This is a genomic window from Bacteroidia bacterium, from assembly GCA_026932145.1.
GTDB lineage: Bacteria > Bacteroidota > Bacteroidia > J057 > JAIXKT01 > JAIXKT01.
Window position 1 is genome coordinate 27,297 of sequence record JAIXKT010000043.1, and the last position, 15,963, is coordinate 43,259.

Here is a 15,963-nt window from a genome sequence, read left to right on the forward strand (position 1 = left end):
ATTAATAAATGTTTACTTTTGGCTTACAGCCTAATCTGAATTATTTTCTTTTTTTTAACCAAAAATCAACTCCTATCCTAAAAAATACTGCATTTTGTAACAGATTATTGAATTGAAAAGTATTTTTATAAAAAATAAAAATACTGACCTTTGGATAGTTTACTTAGGCGTTGAAGAGTTCCGCAGTTGATAAACCTTAGCTGCTCTTAGGAAACGGCTGTATGCGTTCATCATACTGATGATAAGTCCGTAACGGCCATCTAAAAACCCTTTTTTTATCCAATAAGATTTAAAAAACTCAAATAGAGGCTTTATGGTAAAGTCTATCCACGTCGTTTTTTGGTTTTGTTTGATTCGCTCCAATGCCTGCAAGGTAGTGAAGCGATTGATTGTATTTAGGTGGTCTTCAATGCTGTGCATCGTGAAGTGGTGGCAAAGCCCAGAAAGTAATGCTGGTTTTAAGGGTTTTGAAAATACAATTGTTTCATGGATAAAAGCTCCCTGCCATTGCGCTTTGGTTCTATTAAAAAGCCGAACCTTAACATCCGGATTCCAATTGGAATAATAAATGGGCTTTCCACAATAATAAGGTAGCCTCCGGATAGAATATCCTTCTGCCGGAAAGGAGTTAGATTTTTCCGCTAAAATACTATCTTGCAGTGATTTATCTAATACTTCATCTGCATCTAATGATAGTATCCAGTCATATTGAGCTAATGAATTTGCATAATTTTTGGTCTGGGTATAGCCTTGCCATTGGGTCTGAACAAATCGAATTTTATATTGGGTGCAAATTTCTATAGTGTTGTCTGTGCTGAATGAATCTACGACCAGAATTTCATCGGCTACCGGAATGGCCGTGTCAAGGCAACGTGCTATGTTACGAGCCTCGTTTTTGGTAATGATAACAACCGATAATTTTGCGGATGACACCAGTGATTAAGAGGCGTTTAGGTCAGTCAAGAGTTGCTGCACTTGCGGCAAATCAATGATTTCTAAATCCTTAGCTAACTCTAAAATAGCATCTTTTTCTTCGGCAGCAAAGAATGTTTTATTGGAATCAGGCGAAATCAGCCCGCCTAATAGGTTCAAGGGAATTTTTAACAGCGGATTGCTTGTTCCGTACAAGATGTTGTTTTTGATGCTTCCGGTACTAACTCCGGCGGCTGCAACCATCATGTGCATGACAATTACTTCATACTGGTTTTGCCGAATGTATTGTTTTAAGACATTAACAAAGGCTGGCTTCCATTTATTGGCACTTCGTAGCAAATATTTGAATTCCTGCTTTAAGTCATCTGCACTGATGGCTGTGTTTCCGGAGCAGGCTTCTTTGATGAGGCGGTTTATATGCAGCATCTCTGTTGTATCCACAAAACCGTCTGCCATTGTAATTAATAACGGAGGAAAAATCAGCAGTAATTTTTCAAACTCAGCCTGCGACAAGTAGGTTATTTGCCGCTCGCCAATGTATTGTTGATACAATTCTTCAACAGAATTTGGTAATGACATGATGCTTATGGGTGCAAAATTACAAATTCAAATGCTCTCTTATTAGCAGCATCATCTAAGAAAGCGTTTATCTTGGAGATATTTGGGGCTAAGTAGCCGTTTTTTTTTCACAATCGGCAAAATATTACTCCGTTGTGAATTGTTGATAGATAATTTAATTAAAACTGGGTTTTGGGATTTATTGCCTGTTTTTCTTGACCTCTTTCATTAAATCATCCAAATAATCTGTTTGGACTTCCTGAATTTCTAAGAGTCTTCTGTTTTGATGAATCAGAAGATGGTCTATTTTTTCACTTAGTAGTTCTATTTCTAATTCTGCTTTTAGGTTTATTTTATAGTTGTGTTCAGCTCTTTGCCGGTCTTTTTGATCTTGTCTATTTTGGCTCATCATAATAATGGGAGCTTGAATAGCAGCCAAACATGAAAGCACAAGGTTAAGCAAAATAAACGGATAGGGATCAAAGGCTTTTGCCGTCAAAGCCCAAATGTTTATAACCATCCAGATTAAAATAAAAAGAAAAAATGAAATGATAAATAACCAGCTACCGCCAAATGATGCTACCTTATCAGCTATTCGCTGGCCAAGCGTCAGTTTCGCATCAATTTCTTCTTGTATGTTTTCTGAGAGAATAGAGTTACTTTTGATGGCTTGCATCACATCTTTATCAATAGCAGCTAAATCACCTTTTTCTTGTTCTATCAAAAAGGTCAAATAAAGTCTTCTGTAATGATTTAGCTCGGCAAGGGAAATATAGTGTTCTTTATCAAAATCCGGAAGATTGGTTTTAATAAAGTTAAAGGTAGGTTCTCTAATATCTAAGGCTCTGACTTCTTCTCCTTTGTTTATTTCTTTTTTGCTGATGTAGCTTATCATAAAAGTTTTGGGCGCAACTAATCTACTTTATGTCTGCTGTTTGTATTTTATACCAGCAGCTTGCGTTTTTGCAAAAGTAAAAACAAAAAAACCACGATTGGATTTCGGGAAGAGTGAAAAACATTTCAAATAGAAACCTTTCGGGTTGTTTAATTATCTGATTATCAGAAGTTCTTTGGGCTTATGGAAAATAACTACTTAATCCTAAGTCTTTACCGAAGTATTTTTAGCGGATTTCGGGGGTTTAAATGAATGGATAAATCGAAACCCAATAAATCAAATATCTATAAAAATTATATTTTTATACAAGAAATATCTTGTAGTTTTGTCTAACTAATGCGTTGGTTTGAACTAAAGCTATTCCTTACTCACCTTACTTTCCGGAAGGCGTGGAATTATTGTCTGTTGTTTCTTTCTTTTCATCTTTCAAGGGTTTTAAAGCGGGTTATTCATCTGGGGAATCCTGCCTCTATCGGGATTGAACCTACCAATTTTTGCAATTTAAGATGTCCGGAATGCCCTTCCGGCCTGCGTTCTTTTACGCGGCCAAGCGGTATGCTGGACCCTGCTTTGTTTCAACGCTTTATTGATGAAGTACACCCAAATCTATGCTATTTGCTACTGTACTTTCAAGGAGAACCCTATTTGAATCCACAATTCTTAGACCTCGTTAAATATGCTGCTTCCCAAAATATCATTACTACCACCAGCACAAATGGCCATTTTTTGGATGATACCCGCGCACGTGAAACTGTAGAAAGTGGATTGCACCGCCTGATTATCTCCCTTGACGGCCTGACCCAAGAAACATACCAAAAATATAGAATCGGTGGAAACCTCGAAAAAGTGCTAACCGGTATCCAAAATGTAATCGCGTGGAAACAAAAACTTAAATCAAAAACTCCTTATATCCTACTCCAATTCATCGTTTTCAGAACCAATGAACATGAAATTGACGCTGTACATAATCTTGGCAAAAAGCTAAATGTAGATGCCGTCTTGATTAAAACGGCTCAAATTTATGACTATGAAAATGGTAACGCCCTCATCCCAACCCAAGAAAAATACAGCCGCTACCGAAAACTACCCAATGGAAAATACCAAATCAAAAATAGGTTAGAAAACCAATGCTGGAGGCTCTGGCAAGGCATGGAGGTTACTTGGGATGGAAAAATACTCCCCTGCTGCTTTGATAAAGACGCTGCCTATCTAATGGGAAATTTCCCACAAAAAACAATTCAGGAAATTTGGCGTAATGAAAACTATCTATCATTTAGAAGAACTATTTTATCCGGCAGAAAAAATATCCCTATGTGCCAAAACTGCACCGAAGGAACTAAGGTTTTTGAATAGCTGATTACATCTTAAAGCAGCACTATTGGCTTTTTAGGAATATATCTCTACAAATCCTGTCGTAGTTCCCTTTTTTAGCTAACTTTGTTTTTGGTGGTGAGAGTTTGCTCAGCGTTATGTGAATAACGCAAAGGCAAACTTTCTCTGCCTATTAATAACTTTTAAATCCAATTAACTATGGCGATTGACTTTGAAACTATTCATAACAGTTTTGACGGAATGATGTTAGACCTATGTGTTCTATGTGGAGGTTCATGTGAAAAAAACGAAATCACCTTGTTTTTACCAGGTGAAGCTGAATATGTAGCCAATAAACTGAACCTAAGTCTATCTAAATTTGCCGAACAATATTGCAATATTGTTAAATATAAAAATAATGACATTTACCTGCTAAAAGTAGGTATTTGCCCATTTTTAGATACCAATTATCGTTGTGAACTCGAGGAAACCAATTCTAAACCAATTCGTTGTATGCTTTATCCGGTTTTAATCAGTGCTTCACAACAAGAAATTAAAATTTTTCTTGACCATAAAAATTGCCCGATGGCGCATCGAGTTACAGACGATTTTAATCGCAAAGCCACCAAAATTTATGAATCTATCAAAGACGAAATACCCAAATGGTGGCTTGACTTTGTAGCTGAATACGATGAAGTTACCTACAATTACAGCAAATTAGAAAAATTTAGAGACCAACAGTTTATAGAACTAAGCGAGTTAGAGGCATGTATAAATAAAGAACAGGAAGAATCTTAATTTTTAATTTTTATCCGGGCTGCTGAGGGGTATTAAATTTTCGTAACCGATACGTAAACGTAAGCATTACATAGCGTGTAAGAACATTGGTCCGAATATCGTCCACATAGACATCTGACACAACTCTGGAAACAGCGTTATTTTGTTTTAACACATCAAATACCGTAAGTTTCAGTTCACCGGCGTTATTTTTGAAAAATTGTGTTCCAAAGCCTAAACCAATTAGCCAAAACTGGGGGTTATAGCCCGGAGAAAGCCCAAAATAAGCTGTATGAGCTACTTCCTGACTGAGCACAAAACGTTTCCAAACCAATTCATTTGCACGTAAGCTATTTATAGAAGAAAAATAATTGTTATTTCGGCTCGGCTGAAGCTGGTTCAATGCTATTGTATAAGACGGAGATACCGACAAAGTAAAATCTACTTTTTCAGAAATATTTGAACTCAAAACTCCTCCAGAGGTAATTGTATAGCTGGTAGAAAAATTCTGTTTGGTATTTAGCAAGCCGGGCGTGCGTGTGTATGCCAGCGAAAGATTTAGGTTTAAGTTACATTTAATAGGAATAACCGGTAAAGCATAGGTAAGCATCGAACGGAAAAAACGATATCCGCTTAAATTTTGAGGTAATGATAGCTGCACATTTGGCTGAACTGTTAATCCACGCACTATAGTAGGTTCATTAGAGGAAAAAATAGTCTGGCTTCCAACATAGTTTTGCACTATCCGAAACATTGAAAAGAAGAATAAGCTCTTCGCGGTTTTGGGATTGGTGTAGCCATATCTTGCAACCAGAAAGTGGGTAAATTCCGGCTTTAAATCTCTATTTCCGATAGAAAGCATTACCGGATTAGCGTTATTTAAAAGCTCCTGCATCTGCTGAAATCCCGGTTGGTTGAGCATTGTACGATACACCAAACGAAGATTACTATTCGCTGAAAACTTAATATTTACCATAGCGTTGGGCAAAATGTTATGATAAATCCGCTGGTTCGCATTCTGGTTAGGGAAATCTTGGCGATCACTTAAAACACTCGCTTGGTAGTTTAGGCCAAAAAAGCCGGTGTATTTGGTGTTTTTAAACCGAACTGTACTACCAAAAGTATGCTTATCAAAATTTAAAGAATATGTATTGCTAAGTGTGGTGTCAATGGCTTTAGCTATAACGGAATCTGACTGACTAATGAAAGTTGTCGCTTTGTTAAAGTTATTATTTAAAGCAGATTGAGCAGAAAGTTGTAATAATCCCCAGGATTTTATCGGTTCTGTATAAGTAATGTTCATTGTAGGGCTTTGGGAAGTAAGGTCTCCTTCTTTGGGCCATGTGGTTGCATACACAGAATCTGTGTTTTGGTAATAAAAGTGATTTTGGGTTGTTTGTGTATTTTTTGAAGGTTTTTGGCTACCGTCCCAATTCATTAATACAGAAAGTGTTCTACCTCTAAGTGAGAATTTTTTTCTCCATAATAAAGAATGAGATTGTGAAAAAGCATTCAGTAATGCATCTGAATGATTTGAAGAAGTGCTAAGTAGCTGGGTAGGGAAGCGATTTTGGGCTATTGTACCAGTATTAGTATGGCTTTGCTGCCAAGCAACTTTGCCGGTATAAATAATTGAATTAAGTGAATCTATTTGAAAATCTATTCGAACATTTGCTCTATGATTTTGATTATCAGTTATCTGGGACATTAACTCTTGGTATGTCAAGGCAGAATCACCTGTTGAGAAGAAAGAGCGATTCAGCGATTGGTTTGCATTATTTTTAATATAACTGCCGAAATAACTTCCTGCAAAAGCGATTTTTTTCCAGCTATTGCCATAGTTTAAGGCTACTGCATGGCTGGTTGATATTCCGCTTAGTGGGCTTGACAAGAAGTTAGAAAGTTCACTTGGGGATGAGGCTTCTGGGTTAAATGGGTTAGAGGGTCTGGCGTGATTTGGCGGTGGCCCACCGGATGGGCGCATAGGACCACCGCCCATCATATAGCCACCGCCACCACCTAAGGCTCCGGTTAAATCTTGCATCGAAAAATTCTGCTGGTTTATGTTGTTGCTCATCCCCAATACAGAAAAACGCCGTTTCTGTTTAAATAAATTGATGTTCGCTCCAGCTTGATAGTGGTCATCAGAGCCGCCACCGGCATATACTTTCCCAAAAGTTCCTTGATCTTTTGCAGATTTCGTGATGATATTAATGCTTTTGGTGGAATTTCCGTCATCAAAGCCGGTGAATGACGATTGGTCGCTCGCACGGTCATATACTTGAACTCTATCAACGATTTCGGCAGGTAGATTCCGAAGTGCCATTGTGGCATCATCGCCGAAAAAATCTTGCCCGTTAATTGTTACTTTTTTAATAACCTCTCCTTGTGCCTTGATAGTTCCGGATTCATTGGTAATACCCGGCATCTTGGTTACAAGATCTTCCACATTTGCATCCGGTTTCGTTTTATAGCTATCAGCATGATATTCAACGGTATCTTCTTTTTGCTGAACGCGAATTTGCCTCTCTTCAATAACAACACCTTGACGAATTGTTGTGTCTTGGCTTAGGCGAATAATAATTGGTTTTCCTATTTCAGAGCGCTTAATGAGCTGCCAATAAGATAGATAACCTACATAACGTACGTTCAATAACCATGAATCTCCTTTGGGTATCTGAATTGAAAAGCGACCTACGGTATCCGTTTGAATACCCGCTATTTGGGTTGAATCAGTAGCATTTCTCAAAATAACAGTTGCCCCAATTAGTTTTTGATCTTTAGCCTGCGCATCCTGCACAACACCAGTAAGAACTCCTCTTTGCTGCGCAAACAGTAAATTCCCAAAACACATCAAAATAAAAATCCAGCTATAAGCATTTAGGTAGAAGCGTTTTTTATGCATATTATTGGTATATTAAGTGTAAAAGAAGGAGCATAAATTGGGTTCAAAAAATATGATAGAATAAAAGTTGGCAAAAAAGAAGTAACTTCACACCTTAGTTATAAGCGTAAAGATTATTAATCTTTATTGCTAAGGCGCAAAAATACCTAAAAATAGGTATAAAGTTAATTATTGTTCAGAATACATGAATGTATAACTTGCTGAATGATAATTAAGTAATTAATTTTGCGGGTATTATCCTTAAAATCAAGCTATCTAAAATTTAGGTAGGATAGTAAAGTGTTAATCAAGTTTTTTGGGCAAATAACCCAAAGATTAGTCTTCTAAATAGCCAAATTTACCTTGATTAAAGTCATTAAATGCCTGCATTAATTCTTGGCGTGTATTCATTACAAAAGGTCCGTGGGCGGCAATTGGCTCATTGATAGGCTCCCCGCTTAATACCAATACTATTGCGTTTTCTGTTGCTTTAACGCTAAAATCTTCGCCATCATTTTTCATTAAAACAAAATTATCTGTGGGCGCATTTTCGGTATCATTTACTACGATGCTGCCTTCAATTACCAGTAATGCTGTATTAAAGTTTTTAGGAAAATTAAAATTTGCTGTCGTTCCTTTTTTTATTTTAGCATTAAACAGATGTAAAGGTGTAAATGTTGTGGCATTACCTTCCACTCCTTTATAGTTACCTGCTATTACTTCAATTTCACCGGCGTTATTATCCAGGATATAGCGATTCATTTTGGTATTTTCAATAGCTTGATATTTTGGGTGGGTCATTTTATCTTTTGCCGGTAGATTAATCCAAAGTTGCACCATTTGGAAATCGCCGCCTTTTTTGCTCCATTCTTTTTCGTGGTATTCTTTGTGAAGTACGCCGCTTGCTGCCGTCATCCATTGTACATCACCTTCGCCAATAATGCCACCACCGCCACTACTATCGTGGTGTTCTATCCTTCCTTTGTACGCGATAGTTACTGTTTCAAAGCCCCGATGCGGATGTACCCCAACTCCCCTTGGAGTTTCACTTGGGGGAAAATAAAATTTAGCATTATAGTCCAACATAATAATCGGGCTCATCCGTTGCATACTTAAAGGGGGGAGGCTTGGAATAAAATTATGAACCCTAAACCCATCGCCTACATAATGCGGCTCTCTTGGGCTTGCCACCAATTCCACTGTTTTTATTGCCATAATATTAAACCTTAAAAAACTTTTATATTGGTTTATAAATAGCTATTCTGCGCAGAAAGTTCCGATAACGTTAATGTCTTGATTTTCAGTAAGTTTTTTATGGATATTTGGCAGGGAGATAACTAACTGCTTATTTATCTTTTTAGCAAAGGATTGTTAAATCGGCTTTATCCAAAATCCGATGAATTTAACAAAAAGGGATACTACCTACCGACGGCACTTCTTGTGTTGATAACTTGGTATGGTTTTGTCAAAAATTGGTATCATTTTTGTTACTTCTATTTTATCTTAAAAAAACATTTTATGAGTAAAAAATCGTTTTTAGCAATGGTGTTTGCTGCTTGTTTAGCACAAGGAGCGTTAGCACAAGAATCCGACAATTCAATGAAGCCGGATGCAGGAAGTATTACTGCGGAAATAAATCTGAATTTATTTAACTTAGGTTTATTTCATGGAAGTGGAGCGAGTTCAGGGAATCCATTTTCGTTAAATAATGGAATGAACCAGATTCGGGGTCGTTATTTTTTGAGTTCTTCTATGGCTATTCGAGCAGGGTTAAATATTTCTGCATCAAATACACGGGACAACTTTGCCGAGAATCCGGATGGTTCCGGCGCAACGGGCACTGCTAAACAAAGTTCTATGGGTATCTCCTTAATGCCCGGCTTTGAAAAACACTTTGCTGGAACTAACAGGCTATCTACCTATGTGGGCGCAGACTTACTAATCGGAATTCGTTCTGCTTCCCAAAAAACCGAAAATAGCGATGGCAGTGCTTATGTAAAAGACCTCTCTATTGATTACAAAGGAGGTTGGGCAAATGGCGGTGCCAGAGGCGGTTTTGACTTTGGGGTGCGGGGAGTTGCCGGAGCAGACTTTTACTTCATCCCCAATGTTTACTTAGGTGCCGAATTTGGTTGGGGATTTGTAGCCTCCAAAGCCTCTAAAATAGAGCGTACTACCAAAGATGCTAGCGGAACAAACACCGTAGTAACCTCCCAAGGAGCAAGCTCTTTTAATTTAACTCCTTCCGTTTTGACCGGAATCCGTTTAGGGTATAAGTTCTAAAAATAGAAGTTGAATCTTAAACTAAAAAGGCTACCTGATAATCAGGCAGCCTTTTTTAATACTTTTTAACTTTTTAAGCAAAGCGTTGAATGATAGTTTGCAGTTGTGCGGCAGATACAACTCCGGACTGCCGCCATTTAATCTGGCCATCTTTAAACAAAATAAGAGTTGGAACTCCCTGTATCTGATATGCTTGTGCAATAGCCGGATTCTTATCTACGTCTATTTTAACGATAGAAGCACTATCCCCTACAGTATTCTTTAACTCTTCCAGAATTGGAGACATCATTTTACAGGGTCCACACCATGTAGCAAAAAAATCTACCAATACCGGTTTTTCTGAGTTAATAAGGTCTGAAAAAGTAGTCTTTACAGTTGTTGATTGCATAAATACAATATGTCTATATTAATCCAAACAGCTTAACAAGATAAAATGTTCCCTTTTTATAGAAAGAGAATTAGGTTTTAATATTTTTATGGTTTTTGATAAACTTTTCCAAATTGAGAATAATAATATCATTCTATAGATGGTGGTTTGTGGATTTTAGAATAGTTTTGAAATAACTGTGATTTTAAGGCAAAAAACGACAGTTTGTCCCAAAAATGACACTGTAATTTGTATCTTTGTCCCAAATCTTACATAAACTACATTTATGGATAAAGTTATATTGTTTGGCGTTCCTATTTTTGGGGTGCTTGCTTTGCTCTATACGCTATGGAAGGCGGCATGGATTAAGACTCAAGATCCGGGTACAGAGCGCATTCAGCAGATAGGGGGTTATATCGCAGAGGGAGCATTAGCTTTTTTAAAAGCTGAATATCAGGTATTAGCGATATTTGTCTTGTGTGTAGCTGTTTTATTAGGTGTTACAGCAAATAATGAGCATTCTTCTTGGGTTATCGGAATTTGTTTTGCACTTGGTGCAACTTGCTCTGCTACTGCCGGTTACATTGGGATGTCGGTAGCCACTCAGGCAAATTACCGTACTACTTCTGCTGCACGCCAATCACTTGGTAAAGCCTTAGAAATTGCTTTTGCCGGTGGCTCTGTTATGGGAATGGGGGTAGTTGGTTTAGGAGTATTAGGACTTGGGCTGAGTTTTTTGGTTGTTGGAAGCATTTACGGACTTGAAAGCGCAGCTTCCGTCAATAAAGTAATAACTATTGTTACCGGTTTTTCCTTTGGGGCATCTTCTATTGCGTTGTTTGCGCGTGTAGGCGGCGGTATTTATACAAAAGCGGCTGACGTAGGGGCAGACTTAGTGGGAAAAGTTGAAGCCGGTATCCCTGAAGATCATCCCTTAAATCCAGCTACTATCGCCGATAACGTTGGTGATAACGTTGGCGACGTAGCCGGTATGGGTGCAGACTTGTTTGAATCCTATGTAGGCGCTATTGTTGGCACAATGGTGTTGGGTGCTGCATTCATCGGCTCTGACTTTGTAGATAATTTTAGTGGTTTATCTGCGGTAATGCTTCCGTTAGTTTTATGCGGTATCGGAATTATTCTTTCTATAATAGGTACTTTTTTTGTTCGAGTAAAAGAAGGTGGTAACCCGCAAATGGCTTTGAATATTGGTAGTTTTGGCGCAGCCGGCCTAATGCTAATTGCATCATGGTTCATTATCAAGTGGATGCTTCCTGAATCATGGAGATACAACGATCCATTGTATAACGCAGCGGGTGAATTTACGCAATATACTTCAACGGGTATTTTTATCGCCACAGTTATTGGTTTGGTGGCCGGTGTTTTAGTGGGCGTTGTTACCGAATATTATACTGCTACAGGACGTACCCCCGTGCTTTCTATCGTTCGTCAATCTTCTACCGGTCCGGCTACTAATATTATCGCTGGATTAGGTGTTGGGATGATGTCCACGGCAATTCCTGTTTTGTTAATTGCTATTTCAATCATTGGAGCTTTTCATTTTGGTGGTTTGTACGGTATTGCTATTGCAGCAGTAGGGATGTTGGCTACTACGGGCATACAACTTGCTGTTGATGCTTATGGTCCGATTTCCGATAATGCCGGAGGTATTGCAGAGATGTCAGACCTTCCTAAGGAAGTACGTAGCCGCACTGATAAATTGGATTCGGTAGGAAATACTACTGCCGCTATCGGAAAAGGTTTTGCTATTGCCTCAGCCGCTTTAACGGCATTAGCTCTTTTTGGAGCTTTTATGACTTCTGCCAATATCAAAACAATAGATATTTCTAAGGCAAATGTTATGGCTGGCTTGTTTATAGGGGGTATGTTGCCTTTTGTTTTTTCTGCAATGGCGATGAACGCCGTAGGCAGAGCCGCTATGGCTATGATAGAAGAGGTACGCCGCCAGTTTAGAGAAATTCCGGCTCTTGCGAACGCTATTAAAGTAATGAAAAAAAATGAAGGCAAAGAGCTTTCTCAGTGGACTGCTGCTGACCAAGAAATATTTCACAAAGCAGACGGTGTAGCCCAGTATGGTAGATGTGTTGAAATATCTACGGTTGCAGCCGTCCGTCAGATGATTGCGCCGGGGCTGTTGGCCGTCATTGTGCCGGTTGTAGTTGCTTACTTTCCTCTGTTAGGCCCAGAGTCATTGGGCGGTTTGTTAGCCGGAGTCACCGTTACAGGCGTTTTAATGGCAATATTCCAATCCAATGCCGGCGGAGCTTGGGATAACGCTAAAAAAAGCTTTGAAGAAGGTGTTATCATTAACGGAAAAAAATTCTACAAAGGATCAGACCCACATAAAGCTGCCGTTATTGGGGATACCGTTGGAGACCCGTTTAAAGATACCTCCGGCCCGTCTTTAAATATTCTGATTAAGCTAATGTCTGTTGTTGCGTTGGTTATCGCTCCCAATTTGACTAAATCTACTCAAACTAAGGTATCAGATTCTTCCTATATTCACACAAATACCTACACATTAGCAGCTACGAACCCAACATTTAATCAGGAGATAAGTTTTGGTACTGATGCTCCAATGTTTGCTGCTCAGGATTCCTCCAAAAAGAAAAACAAGCCGCTGCAAGTTGTGGGCGGAAAAGAAAGTGCTAATACCTTAAAGAAAATTTCTTCTAACGGTACACCAACTAAGCAACTTCAAAGTGGTGGTTTACAGAAATTGGTAATTCCGCCGGCTAACCCTCCCAAATCTAACCCACCTAAATAAAACTTTTTAATGTTTTTTTAGAAATCTCTTCTAAACTCTTTAAGGCAAAAATGAGTTTGGAAGAGATTTAAAGTTTTCTATATGAAATTTGCGCACCCTGAATGGATAGCTGTTGCTTGGGGTTTAGCTATTTTAGCTGGCGGGGTGCTATTTTTGCTGCATAAACGGCACTTAGGCATTCTAAGCTGGTTGCCGCAAAATACTCGACTCGCTTTTCCGCTTGTGCGCACCTTACTGAGAGGGCTTCTTTTCGTTTCATTATTACTCGCATGGATAGAGCCAGTCATCAATATAAAAAAAGTAGGTGATAAACAAGCAGATAGGATTGTGTGGTATTTGTTGGATGTTTCAGCAAGTATGCAAACCCAAGACGTTGCGCATAACCGAATTTCGGTAGCAAAAGAAGCTATTGTAGCAAGCATAAAACGAATGGCAGGGGCAAGGATCGGGGTAATCTTGTTTAGCAATAGTGCTCTGGTTCAGGTTCCCTTAACGCATGACCGTGCAGCGGCTATTCAGCTAACCAACCTAATTACAGGGCAGGAACTTGCTGCCGGGCCTGCTCAACTGCGGCAAGCCTTGCTATTGGCGCACAAAAGAACTGTTTCAGCTACTCAAAAAAATGAAAAAGCAGCAAACATTATTATTATCTCTGATGGTGAAGTAGAACCAGAAAATTATGCTTCTATATTGTATAGATTCAAGCAAGATGGAGCTATCATCTGGACAGTTGCTGTTGGTACAGAGCAGGGAGGATTTATCCCGAATATTTTGAATACCGGAGATCCAGTTCTGTCAAAGACTCAGCTAAGCGGCTTTGAGCCAATCAAAAAATATTTTAATGAACAAACCTTAGCACTCACAACTTCCCCCAAAAATGCCTTCGTGAATATTGAAGATAAGTTTGTTTATAGCCTGAATAGTTCTGATAATGAGCGTGATAGTTTTTCGCTTAGAGCTTTTTTTCTGGTCTTAGCAATATTGCTTGGCTTAGGGATTTATTTTGCCAGACCATACCAAGCTATTGAAGGTTAGTCAAAAGATTCAATAGATTTTTCTGCAATAGCTTTCATTTCTTGGTATTCTTTGGGGTTCATGTCGGGTAAAAATAAGTCTAACGGGTCAATATAGACATTATTTTTTAGCACTTCAAAGTGTAGATGTGGGCCTTTACTTAGCCCTGTATTACCAGATAGGCCAATAACATCGCCTCGTTTTACGGATTTTCCGGGATAAACGTTGGTTTTCGATAGGTGTGCATAAACAGAAGTATAGCCGGCACGATGTTGAATGATTACCACATTTCCGAGTCCGTCTTTTTTGGTGCCTGCTTCACGGACGATTCCGTCTCCTGCTGCTTGAACCGGAGTGCCCGTAGCCGCTTTGAAATCAATGCCGTGGTGTAGCATTTGGGTTTTATGTATCGGATGGTTTTTCTGGCCAAAGCCGCAAATTATCTCTGATTGAATGGGGCGAACTGCCGGTATAGAGCGTAATTCCTCCTTTTTCATCTTTGTCAGTTCTAAAATTAACGCATTTTTATCACTTAACTGTTTTACCTGCGCATGGATAGCATCTATTTTTTCAGCAATAGCATTAATTCCTTCTTTGGTAATATCTCCGCTAAGGGTAGAATCAGTAATTTGCTGAACAACTTCTTCTTTATCTAATCGGTCTGTATTTAGAATAAACTTGTATAAATCAGCATCTTTGGCATCTAAGGCAGCGACGGCATCCTCTAATTCAGTATATTTTTCATTGTATTGGTCAATGGCTGTTTCTAACTGGTTAATCTTGTGGTGTAGCATAGCCTCCCTATTGCTGTCTGTAAACAGATAGTACAGAACTATCCAGAAAACAGCTACTCCTACACCGGCAGACAGATAAAATGCTGCTCGTTTTAAATAATATTTCCAATCACGTACTTCTTTTTCGTAGGAGCAAGTTACCGGATTATAGTGGTAAATCTCGCGTTTGTAGTTCAGTAAATTCATCAGAATTTACTGTAAGGTAAAACATAGTTTTCTTTTTACAGCAGTAGTGGTAAACCCAGCTCCGCCGCAAATAGAATCAAGTTGGTCTAAATCTAACTCGCGGCCAATATGATTACCTTTATTGGATTCCACAAAGCTAATTTCAATATTATCAGGAAGTTCCTTGCCGGATAACTCATGAATTGCATGTTTAGGGTTCTCTAAGCACCGATTGCGGAAATCCTTATCGTGTGTTGCTCGGCGAAAGGCTTCTTCTAACACAAGGTATAACTGTTCATCAGTTAGTTTTGTAGTTTCCATTTTTTCCGGTATTTAATATGCGTAACCACAAAGGTATAATTTTTTTGCTTTGCTAAGAGGTTGTTTAAAATTTATTTTTTTATTCTGTTAAGCATAATTCTAATCATAGCTAAGTGCACAAAGCTTGTACTGCATTCGGGGTGGAATTCATAGTCATTAACCAATCTTCGTTGAAAACCAAGCCATCCAAAAGTTCGTTCAACTATCCATCTCTTGGGTAAGACATTAAATCCACTAATTCCTGCCACTTTTTTTACAATTTCCAAAGTGTAATTCAAACTTTTTAAAATCCATTCAGCTAAGTTACCGGTATAACCTTGATCTGCCAATATTTTTGTCAATCTAGGGTACTTATATCTTAATTCTTCAAGAACATATTTAGCTCCTTCTCTGTCCTGAATATCAGCGTTATGAATCACAATAGCTATAATAAATCCGAATGTGTCAGTAATAATATGTCTTTTTCTTCCTTTAATTTTCTTGTTTCCGTCATAACCGTTTGATAACGAGAAAGAACAAGTTTTAACAGTTTGACTATCAATTAATCCAAGACTTGGTGAAACATGTTTTCCTTTTTCCTTTCTTAACTTATCACGCAAAAAATCATGTATTTCTTCAATAAGCCCTTCTGCTGTCCATTTTCTGAAATAATAATAAACGAGTTGCCACTTAGGGAAATCTTTAGGCAGCAATCTCCATTGAACACCAGTTTTGGTGATGTACAATAATGCGTCTACAATACATCTTAAAGGATGCTTTCTTTTCCTGTTATCATTTACTATTTTTTCAATAGCTTCGTACTGAATATCAGTTAGGTTGGTTGGGTAGGCTTTCATACTTGCTTAATTATCTGATTAATAATCAGCAATATAC

The 15,963-nt window shown here is 38.3% G+C and carries 14 protein-coding genes; 5 read left to right on the forward strand and 9 right to left on the reverse strand.

Annotated features, from left to right (window positions below; translation table 11 throughout):
• Positions 1 to 159 precede the first annotated feature (159 nt).
• The 3 genes from LC115_09590 to LC115_09600 form a co-directional block, all read right to left on the reverse strand.
• Positions 160 to 933 carry a glycosyltransferase family 2 protein gene (locus tag LC115_09590; GenBank protein ID MCZ2356916.1) on the reverse strand — a complete coding sequence of 258 codons (774 nt, stop codon included), beginning with the start codon at positions 931 to 933 and terminating at the stop codon, positions 160 to 162.
• Positions 934 to 939: 6 nt separating this feature from the next.
• A complete protein-coding gene (locus LC115_09595) occupies positions 940 to 1,512 on the reverse strand; it encodes a hypothetical protein (protein MCZ2356917.1) in 573 nt (190 codons plus the stop codon).
• Positions 1,513 to 1,690: 178 nt separating this feature from the next.
• Positions 1,691 to 2,386 (reverse strand): DUF1003 domain-containing protein, encoded by a 696-nt coding sequence (locus tag LC115_09600; GenBank protein ID MCZ2356918.1) that lies wholly within the window; start codon positions 2,384 to 2,386, stop codon positions 1,691 to 1,693.
• Between the two features lie 336 nt (positions 2,387 to 2,722).
• Between LC115_09600 and LC115_09605 the strand changes: the two genes are divergently transcribed.
• Together LC115_09605 and LC115_09610 are read left to right on the forward strand one after the other, a co-directional pair.
• Positions 2,723 to 3,739 carry an SPASM domain-containing protein gene (locus LC115_09605; protein ID MCZ2356919.1) on the forward strand — a complete coding sequence of 339 codons (1,017 nt, stop codon included), beginning with the start codon at positions 2,723 to 2,725 and terminating at the stop codon, positions 3,737 to 3,739.
• Between the two features lie 177 nt (positions 3,740 to 3,916).
• The gene (locus tag LC115_09610) at positions 3,917 to 4,495 is read left to right on the forward strand and encodes a hypothetical protein (GenBank protein MCZ2356920.1); all 579 of its coding nucleotides are present in this window, start codon (positions 3,917 to 3,919) and stop codon (positions 4,493 to 4,495) included.
• A 10-nt stretch (positions 4,496 to 4,505) separates the two neighbouring features.
• On the opposite strand, the gene LC115_09615 is transcribed toward LC115_09610, so the two are convergent.
• Positions 4,506 to 7,379, reverse strand: a complete 2,874-nt coding sequence (locus LC115_09615) for an outer membrane beta-barrel protein (protein ID MCZ2356921.1) — start codon at positions 7,377 to 7,379, stop codon at positions 4,506 to 4,508.
• A gap of 315 nt (positions 7,380 to 7,694) precedes the next feature.
• Positions 7,695 to 8,573 (reverse strand): pirin family protein, encoded by an 879-nt coding sequence (locus LC115_09620; protein ID MCZ2356922.1) that lies wholly within the window; start codon positions 8,571 to 8,573, stop codon positions 7,695 to 7,697.
• Positions 8,574 to 8,876: 303 nt separating this feature from the next.
• Between LC115_09620 and LC115_09625 the strand changes: the two genes are divergently transcribed.
• A complete protein-coding gene (locus LC115_09625) occupies positions 8,877 to 9,641 on the forward strand; it encodes a hypothetical protein (protein MCZ2356923.1) in 765 nt (254 codons plus the stop codon).
• Positions 9,642 to 9,714: 73 nt separating this feature from the next.
• Here LC115_09625 and trxA read toward each other — a convergent pair whose 3' ends face one another.
• Positions 9,715 to 10,029 carry a thioredoxin gene (gene trxA / locus LC115_09630; protein MCZ2356924.1) on the reverse strand — a complete coding sequence of 105 codons (315 nt, stop codon included), beginning with the start codon at positions 10,027 to 10,029 and terminating at the stop codon, positions 9,715 to 9,717.
• A 265-nt stretch (positions 10,030 to 10,294) separates the two neighbouring features.
• Here trxA and LC115_09635 point away from each other — a divergent pair, with 265 nt between their 5' ends.
• Together LC115_09635 and LC115_09640 are read left to right on the forward strand one after the other, a co-directional pair.
• On the forward strand, positions 10,295 to 12,796 hold the full coding sequence (locus LC115_09635) for a sodium-translocating pyrophosphatase (GenBank protein MCZ2356925.1): 2,502 nt from the start codon (positions 10,295 to 10,297) through the stop codon (positions 12,794 to 12,796).
• Between the two features lie 81 nt (positions 12,797 to 12,877).
• Positions 12,878 to 13,831 (forward strand): VWA domain-containing protein, encoded by a 954-nt coding sequence (locus tag LC115_09640; protein ID MCZ2356926.1) that lies wholly within the window; start codon positions 12,878 to 12,880, stop codon positions 13,829 to 13,831.
• On the opposite strand, the gene LC115_09645 is transcribed toward LC115_09640, so the two are convergent.
• The 3 genes from LC115_09645 to LC115_09655 all read right to left on the reverse strand — a co-directional run bounded on the left by LC115_09645 (position 13,828) and on the right by LC115_09655 (position 15,926).
• Positions 13,828 to 14,790: a peptidoglycan DD-metalloendopeptidase family protein gene (locus LC115_09645; protein MCZ2356927.1), complete on the reverse strand. Its 963-nt coding sequence runs from the start codon at positions 14,788 to 14,790 to the stop codon at positions 13,828 to 13,830. The two genes, LC115_09640 and LC115_09645, sit on opposite strands and share 4 nt — an antisense overlap.
• Before the next feature lie 6 nt (positions 14,791 to 14,796).
• The gene (locus LC115_09650) at positions 14,797 to 15,090 is read right to left on the reverse strand and encodes a hypothetical protein (protein MCZ2356928.1); all 294 of its coding nucleotides are present in this window, start codon (positions 15,088 to 15,090) and stop codon (positions 14,797 to 14,799) included.
• 71 nt (positions 15,091 to 15,161) lie between these two features.
• Entirely contained in the window at positions 15,162 to 15,926 is a 765-nt protein-coding gene (locus tag LC115_09655) for an IS5 family transposase (GenBank protein MCZ2356929.1), read from the reverse strand.
• Positions 15,927 to 15,963 lie beyond the last annotated feature (37 nt).